Here is an 18112-nt window from a genome sequence, read left to right as displayed (position 1 = left end):
CCGTGACAACCGTCGTCCGGCGCAGGTCACCGTGCGCTCCATCACTAAGGGTTACCTAAGAAGGCGCGTTCCGCCCGTGCTGACCACCCCTTTCGCCCCCGCGGACCGGGGCCCTCGCGGCGCTGCCTAGACTTCCCGGCATGTACAGCGACCTCCCGGGTGATTCCCTGCCCGAAAGCGGCACCGCCGCGGGCCGGCCCCCCGGAGAGCCCGTCGTGGAGATCCGGGGCCTGGTCAAGCGCTACGGGGGCAAGGCCGCCGTGGACGGCCTGGATCTGGTGGTCCGCGCCGGTACGGTCACCGCCGTCCTCGGCCCCAACGGAGCGGGCAAGACCACCACGGTCGAGATGTGCGAGGGCTACCGCCGACCCGACGCGGGCACCGTACGCGTCCTCGGTCTCGACCCCGTCGCCGACGCCGCCCGGCTCCGCCCCCGTATCGGCGTGATGCTCCAGTCGGGTGGCGTGTACTCCGGCGCGCGCGCCGACGAGATGCTCCGCCACATGGCCCGGCTGCACGCGCGCCCGCTCGATGTGGACGCCCTGATCGAGCGGCTCGGCCTGGGCGGCTGCGGCCGTACCACCTACCGGCGGCTCTCCGGCGGCCAGCAGCAGCGGCTCGCGCTCGCCCTGGCCGTCGTCGGCCGCCCCGAACTGGTCTTCCTGGACGAGCCGACCGCCGGGCTCGACCCGCAGGCCCGCCGCTCCACCTGGGATCTCGTGCGCGAGCTGCGCGCCGACGGCGTGGGCACGGTGCTGACCACGCATTTCATGGACGAGGCCGAGGCGCTGGCCGACGATGTCGTGATCATCGACGCCGGCAAGGTCATCGCCCAGGGCAGCCCCGAGGAACTGTGCCGCGACGGCGCGGAGAACACCCTGCGTTTCACCGGGCGCCCCGGGCTCGACCTCGGCTCGCTGCTGAAGGCGCTGCCGCACGGCAGCACGGCCGACGAGCCTGCGTCGGGCGCGTACCGGATCGGCGGCACGGTCGATCCGCAGCTGCTGGCCACGGTGGCCTCCTGGTGCGCACAGCACGGCGTGATGCCGGACGGCATCTCCGTCGAGCGGCACACCCTGGAGGACGTCTTCCTCGAACTGACCGGCAGGGAGCTGCGTTCATGAGCACCGGTACGTACGCCCCGGCGCCCGGCGCCGCCCCGCTGCTCCGCATGATCACGGCGCAGACGGCGTTCGAGACGAAGCTGCTGCTGCGCAACGGCGAACAGCTGCTGCTGACCGTGATCATCCCGTCGCTGCTGCTGGTGCTGTTCTCGACGGTCGACATCATCGACACCGGCACGGACAAGGCGGTGGACTTCCTGGCCCCCGGTGTCCTCGCGCTGGCCGTGATGTCCACGGCGTTCACCGGCCAGGCCATCGCCACCGGCTTCGAGCGGCGGTACGGAGTGCTCAAGCGGCTCGCCGCCTCGCCGCTGCCTCGCTGGGCCCTGATGACCGCCAAGACGCTGTCCGTGCTGGTCACCGAAGTACTCCAGATCGCGCTGCTGACGGTGATCGCCTTCACGCTCGGCTGGTCGCCGCACGGCAACCCCTTCGCCGTCCTGCTGCTGCTCGTGCTGGGCACCGCGGCCTTCTCCGGGCTCGGCCTGCTGATGGCCGGGACGCTCAGGGCCGAGGCGACCCTCGCCGCCGCGAACCTGGTCTTCCTGCTGCTCCTGGTGGGCGGCGGAGTGATCGTGCCGCTGGACAGGTTCCCGGACACGGCGGAGTCGGTGCTCGGGCTGCTGCCGATCTCGGCGCTCTCCGACGGGCTGCGGGACGTCCTCCAGCACGGCACGGCGATGCCCTGGGGCGACCTGGGCGTCCTCACCGTCTGGGCCGCTGCCGGCCTCGGCGCGGCAGGCGTGTTCTTCCGCTGGGAGTAGGCGGGAAACGGGCCTCCGCGGCCGCGGAGACGCGGCATACGTACCCCTCGTGAAAACCTGCACAAGCTCGCGCCTACCATGGTTGCCGTGCTGACCCCCCTCGCCTACATCGCCCAGCGCTGGACGCCGTCCCCCCGCACGCTCCAGCGCGCCGCGCTCGGCGCCGTCATGATGAGCGTGCTGATCATCATCACCGGCGGCGCGGTCCGGCTGACCGGTTCCGGCCTCGGCTGCGACACCTGGCCCAAGTGCACGGACGACAGCCTCTTCGCCACACCGGAACAGGGGCTGCACGGCGCGATCGAGTTCGGCAACCGGATGCTGACGTACGTCCTGTGCGCGGCGGTCGGCTGGGCGATCATCGCGGCGCGCTCCACCAAGCCCCGGCGGCGCGGACTGACCCGGCTCGCCTGGTCGCAGTTCTGGATCGTGATGGGCAATGCCGTCATCGGCGGCGTCACCGTGTGGATGGGGCTCAACCCCTGGACCGTGGCGGGCCACTTCGTCCTCGCCACCGGCCTGCTCACCGTCACCACCCTGACCTGGCTGCGCACCCGCGAGGGCGACGGCGCCGCACGCCCGCGCGTCCCGCGCCCCGTGCGCAAGCTGTCCTGGGCGCTCGTCGTCGCCTCGGTGGTACTGATCGCGGCGGGCACGACGGTGACGGGCTCAGGACCGCACGCGGGCGACAGCAGCGATGTGCCCCGGATGCCGTTCGACTGGGCCACCGCCGCCCATGTGCACGCGGTGTTCGCCTGGATCGTCTGCGCACTGGCCCTGGCGATGTGGCTGGTCCTGCGCGTGGTGGACGCCCCCCTCGACACCCGGGCGCGCGCCCGCGACCTGCTGCTGGTCCTGCTCGCCCAGGGCGCCATCGGCTACGTGCAGTTCTTCACCGATCTCCCCGAAGTCCTGGTCGGCGCCCACATGTTCGGCTCCTGCCTGGTGTGGATCTCCGTCCTGCGGGTGGCGATGAGCCTGCGCGAGCGGCCGCGGACCACGGCGGAGATCCCCGCGCAGTCGGACACGGCGCTGTCCACCGTCTGACAGCCGTAGCGCTGTCAGCCGTCCGACAGTCGTCCGAGAGCCTCAGGGGCGGCCCGTCAGCTGTTGGCGCGGCCGCCGATCTGAATGCCGGCCATCCGGCTCCACTCGTACGGCCCGGTGCGCACCTTGGCCGCGAACTCCCCGTCGAAGGACTCGTGCAGGGTGAGCCCCGCCTTCTCGGCGGCGTTCTTCGCGAGGGCGTGCGAGGGAGCGACGAGATCGCCCCAGTGGCCGTCCTCCCCGACGAGCACGATGCGGGTGCCCGCCTGTCCGAGGTACGCGAGCTGCCCCTCGGCGCCGCCGTGCCGCTTGGTGAAGGCGCCGATCTGCTTGGCCAGCCGGGCGGCCCTGCGCTCGTCGCGCGCCTCCCGCCGGGACCGGTCCTTGTTCTCGTCGCTGTTCTCGTCGCTCTGGTCGACCTGCTGGATCTCTGCCATGAACGGGATACTACCGACGGGTAGATCAATAAGCGACGGGCGGGGCACGTGGCCTCGGCCACGCACCCCGCCCGCGATGTCTGTCTCCCGGCGGTTACCGCAGGAAGGGATCCACCGCCACCGCCACGAAGAGCAGCGAGACATAGGTGATGGACCAGTGGAACAGCCGCATCTCCTTGAGCTTGCCGCCGCTCTCCCCGGCCTTGGCGCGCGACTGGAGTCCGTGCGCCTCCCAGAGCCAGTAGCCGCCGGCCACCAGCGCCACCGCCGTGTAGAACCAGCCGGTGTAGCCCAGCGGGGTCAGCAGCAGCGAGACGGCGACCATCACCCAGCTGTAGAGGACGATCTGGCGGGCCACCACCCGGTTGGACGCGACGACCGGGAGCATCGGCACACCGACGCGCGCGTAGTCCTCCTTCACCTTCATCGACAGCGGCCAGTAGTGCGGCGGCGTCCAGAAGAAGATGACAAGGAAGAGAATGACCGCGGCCCAGGACACCGAATTCGTGACCGCCGACCAGCCAATCAGCACCGGCATACAGCCCGCGATACCGCCCCAGACGATGTTCTGCGAGGTACGGCGCTTGAGAATCATCGTGTAGACGACGACATAGAAGAGCAGCGCGCCCAGCGAAAGGGCCGCGGAAAGCCAGTTGACCAGGAATCCGAACCAGAGCGTCGAGATCACGGTCAGCGCGAGGCCGAAGACCAGCCCCTCGCGGGGCGAGACCATCCCGGTGACCAGGGGACGCTGCGACGTACGGTCCATCAGGGCGTCGATGTCGCGGTCGATGTACATGTTCAGGGCGTTGGCACCGCCGGCGGACAGATAACCGCCGATACATGTGGTGAGCACCAGCCACAGATCCGGCACGCTCTGAGCGGCCAGGAACATCACCGGCACGGTGGTGATGAGCAACAGCTCGATGATCCGCGGCTTGGTCAGCGCCACGAATGCCTTGACGCGGGCCCCGAACGGCCGATGGCCCCCCGGGCTCGGAGTCAAGACGACCCCTGCGGGTCGGGACTCGACGGCCGTCACGCACACCCCTGACAGAGAAATCCCAGCAAGCTCCCCGCGTGAAGACCGGGTAAAGACTTGCGCGTACCACGCCACTCTAGACGTTGCCCAGATGCCGTTCTTCGCGGGGGTGGTGTCGTGTTGAGGGCCCTCCGGGGACGGCCGGTGACCGTGCCGGGAGGCGAAGTCGGCACACGCGGCGCACCCTGGTAACGCACTCGGAAAGATGGCTGTTGGCTGCGGGTAGGCTCGACAGCGAACCGGTGCGCCCTCAGACACCGGGATTCGATCATGTGGAGAGGAGCCCTGACTCAGGGTGAGCACCAAGCCGATCACCACAGACCTCGAGTGGACCGAATTGGACGGTAGGGCAGTCGATACTGCCCGCGTCCTGGCCATGGATTCCGTACAGAAGGTCGGCAACGGCCATCCGGGTACGGCCATGAGCCTGGCGCCCGCCGCCTACGTACTGTTCCAGAAGCTCATGCGGCACGACCCGGCAGACGCTCAGTGGACCGGCCGCGACCGGTTCATCCTCTCGGCGGGGCACTCGTCCCTGACCCTCTACATCCAGCTCTACCTGGCCGGCTACGGCCTGGAGCTGTCTGATCTCGAGGCCTTCCGCACTTGGGGTTCGAAGACCCCGGGCCACCCGGAGCACGGACACACCGTCGGCGTCGAGACCACCACGGGCCCGCTCGGCCAGGGTGTCGCGAACGGTGTGGGCATGGCGATGGCCTCCCGCTACGAGCGCGGTCTGTACGACCCGGACGCGGCGGCCGGCACCTCCCCCTTCGACCACACCGTCTGGGTCATCGCCGGTGACGGGTGCCTCCAGGAGGGGGTCTCGGCCGAGGCGTCCTCGCTGGCCGGCCACCAGAAGCTGGGCAATCTGGTCCTGCTCTGGGACGACAACCACATCTCGATCGAGGGCGACACGGAGACCGCGGTCTCCGAGGACACCCTCAAGCGGTACGAGGCGTACGGCTGGCACGTCCAGCGCGTCGAGCAGCTGCCCAACGGCGACCTCGACCCGGCCGGTCTGTACAAGGCGCTGAAGGCCGCGCAGGCGGAGACCGAGCGCCCCTCCTTCATCGCGGCCCGCTCGATCATCGCCTGGCCCGCCCCGCACGCGCAGAACACCGAGGCCGCACACGGCTCGGCGCTGGGCGAGGAAGAGGTCGCAGCCACCAAGAAGGTCCTCGGCTTCGACCCGGAGAAGTCCTTCGACGTCGCCGACGAGGTCCTCGCGCACACCCGTGAGGCGCTCGACCGCGGCCGCGAGACGCGCGCCACATGGGAGAAGACGTTCGCCGCGTGGCGTACGGCCAACCCGGAGCGCGCGGCCACCTTTGACCGCGTCCGGGCGGGCGAACTGCCCGCGGGCTGGGAGGACAAGCTCCCCGCCTTCGAGACCGGCAAGGCCGTCGCGACGCGCGCCGCGTCCGGCAAGGTCCTCCAGGCGCTCGGTGAGGTCATCCCCGAGCTGTGGGGCGGCTCCGCCGACCTCGCGGGGTCGAACAACACGACGATCGACAAGACGTCGTCGTTCCTCCCGGTGGGCAACCCGCTGCCGGGGGCCGACCCTTACGGCCGCACGGTGCACTACGGCATCCGCGAGCACGCCATGGGCTCGACGATGAACGGCATCGCGCTGCACGGCAACACCCGTATCTACGGCGGCACTTTCCTGGTGTTCTCCGACTACATGCGCCCGGCCGTCCGGCTCGCGGCGCTGATGCAGGTGCCCGTCACCTATGTCTGGACGCACGACTCCATCGGTCTGGGCGAGGACGGCCCGACCCACCAGCCGGTCGAGCAGCTCTCGGCGCTGCGTGCCATCCCGGGTCTGAACATCGTCCGGCCGGCCGACGCCAACGAGACGGCCATCGCCTGGCGCGAGATCCTCAAGCGGCACGCCAAGGGCGCCCCGCACGGTCTGGCTCTCACCCGCCAGGGCGTGCCCACGTACGAGGCCAACGAGGATGCCGCCAAGGGCGGTTACGTCCTGTTCGAGGCCGAGGGCGGCGCTCCGGAGGTCGTGCTGATCGGTACGGGCTCCGAGGTGCAGCTGGCCGTGGAGGCGCGCGAGCAGCTCCAGGCCGCGGGTATCGCGGCCCGGGTGGTCTCGATGCCGTCGGTGGAGTGGTTCGAGGAGCAGGACCAGGGGTACCGGGACTCGGTGCTGCCGCCGTCCGTCAAGGCGCGGGTGGCGGTCGAAGCCGGGATCGGGCTCACCTGGCACCGCTTCGTCGGTGAGGCCGGTCGCATCGTCTCGCTGGAGCACTTCGGTGCTTCCGCGGACGCCAAGGTCCTCTTCCGCGAGTTCGGCTTCACCGCTGACGCGGTGGCCGCCGCAGCCCGGGAATCTCTTGCGGCGTCAGCGCGCTGACGCCCGTATACGACAGTAGGAGATGCAAACCTCATGACAGACGCACTCAAGCGCCTCTCCGAAGAAGGCGTCGCGATCTGGCTCGACGACCTCTCGCGCACGCGCATCACGTCCGGCAATCTCGCCGAACTGATCGACCAGCAGCACGTGGTGGGCGTCACGACCAACCCGTCGATCTTCCAGAAGGCGATCTCGCAGGGCACCGGCTACGACAGCCAGCTCACCGACCTCGCCACCCGCAGGGTCACCGTCGAAGAAGCCGTCCGCATGATCACGACGGCGGACGTCCGTGACGCCGCCGACATCCTGCGTCCGGTGTTCGACGCGACGCAGGGCCAGGACGGCCGGGTCTCCATCGAGGTCGACCCGCGCCTGGCGCACAGCACGGCGGCGACCATCGCCGAGGCCAAGCAGCTCGCCTGGCTGGTGGACCGCCCGAACACGCTCATCAAGATCCCGGCGACGAAGGCCGGTCTGCCGGCGATCACCGAGACCATCGCCCGCGGCATCAGCGTCAACGTCACGCTGATCTTCTCGCTGGCGCGCTACCGCGAGGTCATGGACGCCTACCTCACCGGTCTGGAGAAGGCCAAGGCCGCGGGCCTGGACCTCTCGAAGATCCACTCGGTGGCGTCCTTCTTCGTGTCCCGGGTGGACACCGAGATCGACAAGCGGCTCGACGCGCTGGGCACGCCCGAGGCCAAGGAGGCCCGCGGCAAGGCGGCCGTGGCCAACGCCCGCCTCGCGTACGAGGCGTACGAAGAGGTCTTCTCCGGCGACCGCTGGGCGGCCCTGGACCGGGCGCAGGCCAACAAGCAGCGTCCGCTGTGGGCCTCGACCGGTGTGAAGGACCCGGCGTACAAGGACACGATGTACGTCGACGAGCTGGTGGCCCCCAACACGGTGAACACCATGCCGGAGGCCACGCTCGACGCCACGGCGGACCATGGCTCGATCACGGGCGACACGGTGCGTGGCACGTACGACCAGGCGCGCGCCGACCTCGAGGCCGTCGAGAAGCTCGGGATCTCGTACGACGACGTCGTCCAGCTGCTGGAGGACGAGGGCGTCGAGAAGTTCGAGACGGCCTGGACCGATCTGCTCAAGTCGACGGAGGCGGAGCTCAAGCGCCTCGCTCCTTCGGAGGGCTGAACCCTTGACCGCAACCCACGGAGCAAACCCGCTCCGTGACGCCGCGGACCGACGGCTCCCGCGTATCGCGGGGCCGTCGGGCCTGGTCATCTTTGGCGTTACGGGCGATTTGTCCCGCAAAAAGCTGATGCCTGCGATCTATGACCTGGCCAACCGTGGTCTGCTGCCGCCGGGCTTCTCGCTCGTCGGTTTCGCCCGCCGCGAATGGAAGGACGAGGACTTCGCGCAGGAGGTGCACGACGCCGTCAAGGAGCACGCGCGCACCCCGTTCCGCGAGGAGGTCTGGCAGCAGCTCATCCAGGGGATGCGCTTCGTCCAGGGCGACTTCGACGACGACGACGCGTTCGAGAACCTGAAGTCGACGATCGAGGGGCTCGACAAGTCGCAGGGCACCGGCGGCAACTTCGCGTTCTATCTCTCCGTGCCGCCGAAGTTCTTCCCCCAGGTCGTCAAGCAGCTCAAGAAGCACGGGCTGGCCGAGAAGGAGGGCTCCTGGCGCCGCGCGGTCATCGAGAAGCCGTTCGGCCACGACCTGGTCTCCGCGCAGAACCTCAACAAGGTCGTCCACGAGGTCTTCCCGTCCAACGAGGTCTTCCGGATCGACCACTACCTGGGCAAGGAGACCGTCCAGAACATTCTGGCGCTGCGGTTCGCCAACACCCTCTTCGAGCCGATCTGGAACCGGTCATACGTCGACCATGTCCAGATCACCATGGCCGAGGACATCGGCATCGGCGGCCGCGCCGGCTACTACGACGGCATCGGCGCCGCCCGTGACGTCATCCAGAACCACCTGCTCCAGCTGCTCGCGCTGACCGCGATGGAGGAGCCCGCCTCCTTCGACGCGGACGCGCTGGCCGCGGAGAAGACCAAGGTGCTGGGGGCCGTACGGCTGCCCAAGGACCTCGGCGCCCACACGGTGCGCGCGCAGTACGCGGCGGGCTGGCAGGGCGGCGAGAAGGCCGTCGGCTATCTGGAGGAAGACGGGATCAACGCCACGTCGAAGACCGACACCTACGCCGCGGTGAAGCTGGAGATCGACAACCGCCGCTGGGCGGGTGTCCCGTTCTATCTCCGTACCGGCAAGCGGCTCGGCCGCCGGGTCACCGAGATCGCGGTCGTCTTCCAGCGCGCTCCGCACTCCCCCTTCGACCACACGGCCACGGAGGAACTGGGACAGAACGCCCTGGTCATCCGGGTCCAGCCGGACGAAGGCGTGACGATGCGCTTCGGCTCGAAGGTGCCGGGCACCTCGATGGAGGTGCGGGACGTCTCGATGGACTTCGCCTACGGCGAGTCCTTCACGGAGTCCAGCCCCGAGGCGTACGAGCGGCTCATCCTCGATGTGCTGCTCGGCGACTCCAACCTCTTCCCGCGCGTGGAGGAGGTCGAGCTCTCCTGGAAGATCCTCGACCCGATCGAGGAGTACTGGGAGAAGCACGGCAAGCCCGCGCAGTACGAGTCCGGGACCTGGGGTCCGGCCGAGGCGGACGAGATGCTCGCACGAGACGGACGGAGCTGGCGCCGGCCATGAAGATCGACCTTACGGACACCACGTCCAGCAAGATCAACAAGGCACTGGTGCAGGGACGCCGGGCGATCGGCACCCCCGCGGTCGGCATGGTTCTCACGCTGGTCATCGTCACCGACGAGGAGAACGCGTACGACGCGCTCAAGGCCGCCAACGAGGCGTCCCGTGAGCATCCGTCGAGGAAGCTCGTCGTCGTCAAGCGCATCTCGCGTTCGCCGCGTGACCGGGCCAAGCCCCGGCTCGACGCCGAGGTACGGGTGGGCGTGGACGCGGGCACCGGTGAGACGGTCGTCCTGCGGCTGTACGGCGAGGTCATGGACCACGCCCAGTCGGTGGTGCTGCCGCTGCTGCTGCCCGACGCTCCTGTCGTGGTGTGGTGGCCGGTGAACGCGCCGGTGAACCCGGCGGCGGACGCGCTGGGCAAGCTGGCGCAGCGCCGGGTGACGGACACCTACGCCGCCGAGCACCCCGTCGAGGAGCTGACGGCCCGCGCCGACGCGTACACCCCGGGCGACACGGATCTGGCCTGGACCCGGATCACGCCGTGGCGCTCGATGGTGGCGGCCGCTCTGGACCAGGTGGACTGCGCGGTCACCTCGGTGGAGGTGGAGGGCGAGGAGCACAACCCGAGCTGCGAGCTGCTCGGCATGTGGCTCGCGAGCCGGCTGAAGGTACCGGTGAAGCGCGGCGTCTCGTCGGGTCCCGGTCTCACGGCCGTACGGATGGAGACGACCTGCGGGCCGATCAAGCTGGACCGGGCGGACGGCTCACTGGCGACTCTCGCCATCGAGGGGCAGCCGGACCGGGCGGTGGCGCTGAAGCGCCGCGAGACCTCGGAGCTGATCGCGGAGGAGCTGCGCAGGCTGGACCCGGACGACACCTACGCGTCGGTGCTGCGGTTCGGTGTGCACCGGCTGGGTGAGGCGTCGGAGCCGGCGTCCGCTTCCTCGAAGGCCGGCCCGCCGGCCGCCGCTGCCGCGGCGAAGAAGTCACCGGCCAAGAAGGCGGCCTCGAAGTGAGTGCTCCCCAACTCGTCGTCCACCGCGACAAGGAGCTGATGGCGCAGGCCGCGGCGGCCCGGCTGATCACGAAGATCGTGGACGCGCAGGCCGCCCGGGGCTCCGCCTCGGTCGTCCTGACGGGCGGACGCAACGGCAACGGGCTGCTGGCCGCGATGTCGGCGGCGCCCGCGCGTGACGCGGTCGACTGGTCACGGCTGGATCTGTGGTGGGGCGACGAGCGCTTCCTCCCGGAGGGCGATCCGGAGCGGAACATCACCCAGGCGCGGGAGGCACTGCTCGACTCGGTGCCGCTCGACCCGTCGCGGGTGCATGTGATGCCGGCCTCGGACGGTGCGTACGGGAGCGACGTGGAGGCGGCGGCCGCCGCGTACGCCACGGAACTCGCCGCCGCGTCCCGGCCGGAGGACCACGCGCAGGTGCCGAGCTTCGACGTCCTGATGCTCGGTGTCGGCCCGGACACCCATGTGGCGTCGCTCTTCCCGGAGCTGCCGGGCGTACGGGAGACCGAACGCACGGTGGTCGCGGTGCACGGCGCCCCCAAGCCCCCGCCGCTCCGTATCTCCCTCACGCTGCCCGCGATCCGCGCGGCACACGAGGTGTGGCTGCTGGCGGCGGGCGAGGACAAGGCGAAGGCCGCGGAGATCGCCCTGTCGGGCGCGGGCGAGATCCAGGCACCGGCCGCCGGTGCCTACGGCCGCAGCCGCACGCTGTGGCTGCTGGACGCGGCGGCGGCGTCGGCCCTCCCCCGCGACCTCTATCCCCCGGCGTCCGCCTGACGCCTCAGCCTCAGCGGTACGACAGCACGCGGCCCGGCTCGCCTCCCCGGCGGTCCGGGCCGCGCCGTTTGCGCGGGTCAGGTTTCGAGAAAGGGCGTCAGCAGGCCGGGGACCGCCGCTTCCGCGAAGCTGAGGCCCTCTTCCTCCGCCGCGTCGAACACGTGGTACGCGCCCGCGCCCGCCGCCGTGGTCGCCGTCAGCGTGAGCAGGCCCGCGCGACGCTGGAAGTACGACTGTCTGACGGTCCAGCCGATCACGCCGCCGCGCTGGAGGGCGACCGTCGTACGGCGCAGTGTTCCCGAGCGGGCGACCAGATAGGAGCCGCTGAGGCCGTGGCCCAGGCTGCGGTAGGCGTCAAGGGCGAGGAGGACGGCCGCCGGCAGCAGGATCACGGCGGTCGCCGACGCCACGTACAGCAGGACGTCGGTGAGCAGCAGCCCGAGGACGGTGAGGATGACGGCCGGCAGCAGTGCGGCGGCCACGGCCCTGCGCAGCCTGCGGCCGCGGGCTGCGCGGGGGTGCGGGGCCAGCCGGGCCGTGTGCGGCGGGGACGCGGGCTCGCGCAGGACCCGCGCCGCCACCGCGTCAGCCACCGCACGCGGCGCGGCGGGCAGCAGGGTCTTGTGGTCGGCGTGCTGGTCCTCCTCGTCCTGGACGAGGCCGGTGGCGACCGCGTCCAGCCTGGCCGCCCCGGCCATCCGGACGCCGAGCGGCTCGACCAGCTCCACGCCCCGCAGCCGCCGCTCCTCGATGGAGACCGAACGGGAGGTGAGCAGCCCCCGGCGGACCCGCAGGGTGCCGCCCGGCTCCCGCTCCAGCCGGTAGTTCCACCACATCTCGATCCACAGGCCGAGCGCGCCGACGACCCCGGCGAGCCCCGCCGCTGCCATGAGGATCAGGATCATCCAGACGAGCGGGGTGTCCCTGAACCGGTCGCCCACCCAGTGGATCACCCGCGCCTGAGCGCCGAACCACTCGCTGACCTGCAGCAGACCGCCGGCCGCCGCGCCACCGAGCGCTGGGGCGAGGAAGGATATCGGGGCGTAGCGGATCCAGCCGGGGTCGAGAACGGCCAGCGTGGATTCCCGGTGCGCCCCGGGCGCCGCCGGCGTGCGGTCGAGCAGCTCCGTGCGCAGCCGCTCGCCCTCGGCCCGGGTGACGGGGTCGAGTTCCAGCGTGGATTCGCCGCCGGAGTGTTCCCCCGTGCCTATGCGGACCTTCACGAGGCCGAGCACCCGCAGCAGGGGATGGGCCGTCAGGTCGACACTGCGGATCCGCTCGCGGGCCAGTGAGCGGCGCCTGACCAGGAACAGGCCCGTGTGCAGCTCGGCACGCTCGGGCCCTATGCGATAGCGGGTGCGGCGCCAGCGGACGTAGTCCCCGCCCGTACCGCAGGCGATCAGCGCCACGGCCCCGGCCAGCACCCAGGCGAGCGCCTGCCAGAGCGGCATGCCGCCCGCCATTCCGATGGCGGCCGGTACACCCGCGCCCAGGACGACCCCCGCCATGACCGCCGCGGTGACGAGGAGGGTACGCCGGTCGAGCCGCCGCCACTCCTGCTCCGCGGGCTCCGCCGCCTCGCTCATGTGGCGTCCCCCGGGGTGGCCTGGGTGATCCGGGTGAGCTGCTCGGCCAGCTCCGCGGCCAGCTCGTGGTCGAGCCCCTCGATCCGTACCGCGCCCTTGGAGGACGCGGTCGTGACGATCACGGTGGAGAGCTTGAACAGCTGCTCCAGCGGACCGCGCACGGTGTCCACGGTCTGGATCCGGGACATCGGCGCGATCCGCCACTCCTGCCAGAAGAAGCCGGTGCGGACATAGACCGCCTCGTCCGTCACCTCCCAGCGGTGCACCCGGAACCACCACCCGGGTATGAGCGCCGTGCAGGCCGTCCCGAGCACCGCCAGCACCACGGCGGGGACCAGCAGCCACAGCCGCGCGGGGGCGATGAGCGCCCCCAGCACGGCCAGCACGGCGACGGGGATCACGGTCAGCAGCAGCCACTGCGCGCGCCACCAGCCGATGGCGCGCTCGTCCAGCGTGTTCTTCGGCGGCCGCAGCCGTCGTATCCCCTCCCCCATCGGTTCAGCGGCCGCGCATCGAGCGGTAGGTGGCGACCAGCGCCGCGGTCGAGCTGTCCAGCCCCTCACCGGCCTCGTCTCCGGTGAGCACCGGCTCGATCTTCTTCGCGAGGACCTTGCCGAGCTCGACGCCCCACTGGTCGAAGGAGTCGATGTTCCAGATGGCGCCCTGGACGAACACCTTGTGCTCGTACAGCGCGATCAGCTGGCCGAGGACGGACGGGGTGAGCTTCTCGGCGAGGATGGTGGTGGTCGGGTGGTTGCCGCGGAACGTCTTGTGCGGCACCAGCTCCTCGGGCACTCCCTCGGCCCGTACCTCGTCGGGCGTCTTGCCGAAGGCGAGCGCCTGGGTCTGGGCGAAGAAGTTGGCCATGAGCAGGTCGTGCTGCGCGACCAGCCGGCGTGACAGATCGTCGACCGGCCGGGCGAAGCCGATGAAGTCCGCCGGGATGACCTTGGTGCCCTGGTGGAGCAACTGGTAGTACGCGTGCTGCCCGTTGGTGCCCGGCGTGCCCCAGACCACCGGCCCGGTCTGCCAGTCGACGGGGTTGCCGTCCCGGTCCACGGACTTGCCGTTGGACTCCATGTCCAGCTGCTGGAGATAGGCCGTGAACTTCGACAGGTAGTGGCTGTACGGCAGGACGGCGTGCGACTGGGCGTCGAAGAACGATCCGTACCAGACGCCGAGCAGGCCGAGCAGCAGCGGGACGTTGTCCTCGGGCGCCGCCGTACGGAAGTGCTCGTCGATGAGATGGAAGCCGTCGAGCATCTCGCGGAAACGGCCGGGGCCGATCGCGATCATCAGCGAGAGCCCGATCGCCGAGTCGTACGAGTAGCGCCCGCCGACCCAGTCCCAGAACTCGAACATGTTGGCCGTGTCGATGCCGAAGTCGGAGACCTTCTCGGCGTTCGTGGAGAGCGCCACGAAGTGCTTGGCGACGGCCTCCTGGCCGTCCTGGAGCTCGGTCAGCAGCCAGTCGCGGGCGGAGGTGGCGTTGGTGATGGTCTCGATGGTGGTGAAGGTCTTCGAGGCGATGATGAACAGCGTCTCGGCCGCGTCCAGGTCCCGGACGGCCTCGTGCAGATCGGCGCCGTCGACGTTGGAGACGAAACGGACCGTCAGATCGCGGTCGGTGAAGGACCGGAGGAATTCGTACGCCATCGCGGGACCGAGGTCGGAGCCGCCGATACCGATATTGATCACGTTCTTGATGGGCCGGCCGGTGTGGCCGGTCCACTCGCCGGACCTGACCTTGTCGGCGAAGGCGCTCATCTTGTCGAGCACGGCGTGCACCCCCGGCACGACGTTCACCCCGTCCACCTCGATGACGGCGTCACGCGGGGCGCGCAGCGCGACGTGCAGCACGGCGCGGTCCTCGGTGGTGTTGATCTTCTCGCCGCGGAACATCGCGTCCCGCAGCTCCGTCACCCCGGCGGCCGCGGCCAGCTCGCGCAGCAGCGCCAGCGTCTCGTCCGTCACCAGATGCTTCGAGTAGTCCAGGTGGAGGTCGCCGGCCTGGAGGGTGTAGCCGGTGCCGCGCGCCGCATCGGAGGCGAACAGCTCCCGCAGTTGCGTCGCCCCCAGCTGCTCGCGGTGCTTGCCCAGTGCGCTCCACTCGGGCATCCGGTTGAGCCTGGTACGGCTTCCTGCGTTCATCTCGGACATCAGCCCACTTCTTCTCGTGCCTGCGTGCCTGCGCCGCCGCTGTCCGAACCAACTTAATTGATCAGCGCCGACAACGACGCGACGGCCAGCGCGAACAGCCCGGCTGCCAGCAGGGCGGGGGTATTGAGCCCCCAGCCGGCCGCCGCCACACCGCCCAGCAGCGCGCCGAACGGCGCCCCGGCCACGGCGAGGGTACGGAAGGCGGAGCTGATCCGGCCCAGCATGTGCGCGGGGCTGCGTTCCTGCATCAGGGTCGTCTGGTTCACGTTCCACACCATCCCGAAGACACCGAACACCGCGAGACAGCTGATCGCCGCCGCTGTCTCACGCACCGTCCCCAGCACGACCAGACTGCCCGTCTGGACCAGCCCGGCGAGGAAAATGCTCCGTACGCGTCCCACCCGCTCGGAGAGCCGCTTGGCCAGCAGGCCGCCCAGCACACTCCCCATCCCGTAGGCCGCGAGGGTCAGGGCATAGCCCTTGGTGCCCGCGTCCAGCCAGCCCGTGACATGCAGGACCAGGGTCGCGATCAGACCGCCCATCCCTATGTTGCAGAGCGTGGTCGCCAGGCACAGACCGCGCAGCGTCCGGTCGCGCCCCAGGGCACGCATTCCCTCGGCGATCTCCCCGCGCAGGGTGGATCCCGCCTTGCGCGGGGCCCGCGCCGGGGGCTCGGCCCGCAGCGAGCCGATCAGCAGCGCGGCCACCCCATAGGTCACGGCGTCGGCCGCGTACGGCACGGCGGCGCCCGCGAGCAGCAGCACCGGCACCAGGGGCGCGGCGAGAAAGGCGTTGGCGATCTGCTGTCCGGTCATCAGCCGGGCGTTGGCGCTGCCCAGCGCCTGCGGCGGCACCAGCGAGGGCAGCAGGGCCGTGGCGGCGTTGTCGAAGAGCGTCTGGAGGGTGGTGAGGACGAAGGCGAGCGCGATCAACAGGGCGATCGACGCCTGGCCGAGGCCGACCGCCACCGCGAAGGCCGCCATCAGCGCGCCCCGTACCAGATCCACACCCCACATCGCCCGCCGCTGGTCGACCCGGTCCGCGACCGCCCCGCCGAGCAGCCCGAACAGCAGCCAGGGCAGATAGCCGCAGGCCGTCACCGAGGCGATCAGCAGCGGGTCGTCCGTCAGCGAGGCGGCGAGCAGGGGCATGGCCGCCGCCCGCAGCGCGTCACCGAACCGGGAGATGACCGCGGCCGACCACAGCCGGCCGAACCCCCCGCGCCACGCGGGCGCCCGTACCTCCACAGCGTCGACAGCCGTCACAACTACCCCTTCCGGTCGACCGATTCATGACCGTAGGGGGTGCCACTGACAACGCGGCCCGGACGCCGGAGGCGCCCAAAGGGGGCGGTACGGAACAAAAACATTCCGGCCGGACACCTTGAAGGGTCCGGCCGGAAAATGTTGGCTACCAGAAAATGTTGGCTAGATTTCGCCACGCAGTTTGGCGAGTGCTTCGGCGAGGATCGCTTCGCCGTCCGCGTCGCTGCGCCGTTCCCGTACATAGGCGAGATGCGTCTTGTACGGCTCGGTGCGCGGCGGAGCCGGCGGATTGTCCCGGTCCTGGCCGGCCGGGAAACCGCAGCGCGGGCAGTCCCACGTCTCCGGAACCTGTGCGTCACTGGCGAAGCTCGGCACCGTCTCGTGCCCGTTGGAGCACCAGAAGGAGATGCGCAGACGCGGCGCGGACTCGCCACGCTCGGCCTCACCCATCGGCCCCGCTCCGACCCGGCTTCCCCGGATCGCGTTGCCACTTGCCACGGTCGTAACTCCCTGCGTGATGGTGCCGCAAAGCATCGATAGGCAGCTCCGCTGCCAAGGCGCCCCAGTCTACGTAAGGCCCAACGCGCGTCCAGTGAAGGGAGTTACCCCCTGCCGCCGGGCGCGGAACCCCATGATAGGCCGCGCCCGCGGCGCCGTACGCGTGGTCAGCTGTCCAGCTTGAACAGCAGACCAAGGACGACAATGCACGCGAACCACAGCAGACCGACAACCACGGTGATGCGGTCGAGGTTACGCTCGGCGACCGAGGAACCACCGACCGACGACTGCATTCCGCCACCGAACATGTCGGAGAGACCGCCACCCTTTCCCTTGTGCATCAGCACCAGCAGCATCATCAGCAGGCTGAAGATGATGAGGGCGATCGAGAACCCCATAACCACGGCTGGACCAACTTCCTCGGACTGACGGGACTGAGACGGACTGCGGGGACCGGGCGAGATCTTCCGTGACACACAACCGGAAATGCTCACGCGGCCCCCGCAAGGGTACGACGGATCCGTGCTACCGCATACTCACTGGTCGCGGAACCTGACGATCTTGACGAACTCGTCGGCGTCCAGCGCCGCGCCGCCCACCAGGGCGCCGTCCACATCGGGCTTGGCCATGATCGCGGCCACGTTCCCGGACTTCACCGAGCCGCCGTACTGGATGCGGACCTGGTCGGCCAGCTCCTGCGAGTACAGCTCGGCCAGCCGCCCACGGATCGCACCGCAGACCTCCTGGGCGTCCTCCGGGGTGGCGACCTCGCCCGTGCCGATGGCCCACACCGGCTCGTACGCGATCACGATGGACTCGGCCTGCTCGGCCGGGATGTCCTTGAGACCGCCGTCGAGCTGGCTCAGCGTGTACGCGACCTGCTCGCCCGCCTTGCGGATGTCCAGGCCCTCGCCGACACAGAGGATCGGGGTCAGGCCGTGCCGGTACGCGGCCTTCACCTTGGCGTTGCAGATCTCGTCCGTCTCGGCGTGGTACTGCCGCCGCTCGGAGTGCCCGACGGCCACGTAGCCGCACTTGAGCTTCGCCAGCATGGCACCCGAGATCTCACCGGTGTACGCACCGGATTCGTGCGCCGAGATGTCCTGGGCGCCGTACTTGATCTTGAGCTTGTCGCCGTCGACCAGGGTCTGTACGGACCGCAGGTCGGTGAAGGGCGGCAGGACGGCGACCTCGACGGCGTCGTAGTCCTTGTCCGCCAGCGCGAAGGCGAGCTTCTGGACGTGCGCGATGGCCTCGAGGTGGTTGAGGTTCATCTTCCAGTTGCCCGCCATCAGCGGGGTGCGGCCGGTCTTTTCTGATGAAGCAGCCATTAAGGG

At 70.2% G+C, this 18112-nt stretch carries 17 protein-coding genes; 8 read left to right on the top strand and 9 right to left on the bottom strand.

Translation table 11 applies throughout. The features are described 5' to 3' along the window. Positions 1-140 precede the first annotated feature (140 nt). The 3 genes from ACFVWW_RS28845 to ACFVWW_RS28835 all read left to right on the top strand — a co-directional run bounded on the left by ACFVWW_RS28845 (position 141) and on the right by ACFVWW_RS28835 (position 2935). Positions 141-1124, top strand: coding sequence for an ABC transporter ATP-binding protein (locus ACFVWW_RS28845; protein ID WP_384183490.1), 984 nt, complete (start codon positions 141-143; stop codon positions 1122-1124). Next, entirely contained in the window at positions 1121-1888 is a 768-nt protein-coding gene (locus ACFVWW_RS28840) for an ABC transporter permease (RefSeq protein ID WP_386877774.1), read from the top strand. The genes ACFVWW_RS28845 and ACFVWW_RS28840 overlap by 4 nt, the downstream gene beginning before the upstream one ends. Before the next feature lie 78 nt (positions 1889-1966). Further along, positions 1967-2935, top strand: a complete 969-nt coding sequence (locus ACFVWW_RS28835) for a heme A synthase (RefSeq protein ID WP_384331248.1) — start codon at positions 1967-1969, stop codon at positions 2933-2935. A 56-nt stretch (positions 2936-2991) separates the two neighbouring features. Here the strand turns inward: ACFVWW_RS28835 and ACFVWW_RS28830 are convergent, their stop codons facing one another. Together ACFVWW_RS28830 and ACFVWW_RS28825 are read right to left on the bottom strand one after the other, a co-directional pair. Beyond that, the gene (locus ACFVWW_RS28830; protein ID WP_386877775.1) at positions 2992-3372 is read right to left on the bottom strand and encodes a hypothetical protein; all 381 of its coding nucleotides are present in this window, start codon (positions 3370-3372) and stop codon (positions 2992-2994) included. A gap of 94 nt (positions 3373-3466) precedes the next feature. Further along, the gene (locus ACFVWW_RS28825; protein ID WP_384331253.1) at positions 3467-4414 is read right to left on the bottom strand and encodes a heme o synthase; all 948 of its coding nucleotides are present in this window, start codon (positions 4412-4414) and stop codon (positions 3467-3469) included. Between the two features lie 295 nt (positions 4415-4709). Here ACFVWW_RS28825 and tkt point away from each other — a divergent pair, with 295 nt between their 5' ends. From tkt to pgl, 5 genes are read left to right on the top strand one after another with little or no spacing between them, the layout of a single operon-like run. Then, on the top strand, positions 4710-6785 hold the full coding sequence (tkt, locus tag ACFVWW_RS28820; RefSeq protein ID WP_384183504.1) for a transketolase: 2076 nt from the start codon (positions 4710-4712) through the stop codon (positions 6783-6785). Between the two features lie 33 nt (positions 6786-6818). Further along, entirely contained in the window at positions 6819-7937 is a 1119-nt protein-coding gene (gene tal / locus ACFVWW_RS28815) for a transaldolase (protein ID WP_384183507.1), read from the top strand. A 4-nt stretch (positions 7938-7941) separates the two neighbouring features. Beyond that, the gene (zwf, locus tag ACFVWW_RS28810) at positions 7942-9471 is read left to right on the top strand and encodes a glucose-6-phosphate dehydrogenase (protein WP_384183509.1); all 1530 of its coding nucleotides are present in this window, start codon (positions 7942-7944) and stop codon (positions 9469-9471) included. Next, the gene (gene opcA, locus ACFVWW_RS28805) at positions 9468-10487 is read left to right on the top strand and encodes a glucose-6-phosphate dehydrogenase assembly protein OpcA (RefSeq protein ID WP_384183512.1); all 1020 of its coding nucleotides are present in this window, start codon (positions 9468-9470) and stop codon (positions 10485-10487) included. Before zwf ends, opcA begins: the two co-directional genes overlap by 4 nt. Continuing rightward, complete coding sequence (gene pgl, locus ACFVWW_RS28800; protein WP_384183514.1) at positions 10484-11266, top strand: 6-phosphogluconolactonase; 783 nt, start codon at positions 10484-10486, stop codon at positions 11264-11266. Before opcA ends, pgl begins: the two co-directional genes overlap by 4 nt. A 77-nt stretch (positions 11267-11343) precedes the next feature. Here pgl and ACFVWW_RS28795 read toward each other — a convergent pair whose 3' ends face one another. The 7 genes from ACFVWW_RS28795 to tpiA form a co-directional block, all read right to left on the bottom strand. After that, complete coding sequence (locus ACFVWW_RS28795; protein ID WP_386877776.1) at positions 11344-12852, bottom strand: PH domain-containing protein; 1509 nt, start codon at positions 12850-12852, stop codon at positions 11344-11346. After that, complete coding sequence (locus ACFVWW_RS28790; protein ID WP_386877777.1) at positions 12849-13346, bottom strand: PH domain-containing protein; 498 nt, start codon at positions 13344-13346, stop codon at positions 12849-12851. The genes ACFVWW_RS28795 and ACFVWW_RS28790 overlap by 4 nt, the downstream gene beginning before the upstream one ends. A 4-nt stretch (positions 13347-13350) precedes the next feature. Further along, complete coding sequence (gene pgi / locus ACFVWW_RS28785) at positions 13351-15003, bottom strand: glucose-6-phosphate isomerase (protein WP_384183669.1); 1653 nt, start codon at positions 15001-15003, stop codon at positions 13351-13353. Between the two features lie 62 nt (positions 15004-15065). Beyond that, entirely contained in the window at positions 15066-16277 is a 1212-nt protein-coding gene (locus ACFVWW_RS28780; protein WP_384331270.1) for an MFS transporter, read from the bottom strand. Between the two features lie 162 nt (positions 16278-16439). After that, positions 16440-16775: an RNA polymerase-binding protein RbpA gene (locus tag ACFVWW_RS28775; RefSeq protein ID WP_082412914.1), complete on the bottom strand. Its 336-nt coding sequence runs from the start codon at positions 16773-16775 to the stop codon at positions 16440-16442. A gap of 167 nt (positions 16776-16942) precedes the next feature. After that, entirely contained in the window at positions 16943-17173 is a 231-nt protein-coding gene (gene secG, locus ACFVWW_RS28770; RefSeq protein WP_384183672.1) for a preprotein translocase subunit SecG, read from the bottom strand. A 138-nt stretch (positions 17174-17311) separates the two neighbouring features. Then, positions 17312-18106: a triose-phosphate isomerase gene (gene tpiA, locus ACFVWW_RS28765; RefSeq protein WP_384183526.1), complete on the bottom strand. Its 795-nt coding sequence runs from the start codon at positions 18104-18106 to the stop codon at positions 17312-17314. Positions 18107-18112: the final 6 nt, after the last annotated feature.

The sequence above is a fragment of the Streptomyces sp. NPDC058198 genome (assembly GCF_042882605.1).
Taxonomy (GTDB): domain Bacteria; phylum Actinomycetota; class Actinomycetes; order Streptomycetales; family Streptomycetaceae; genus Streptomyces.
This window is presented reverse-complemented; position numbering and strand designations above follow the sequence as displayed.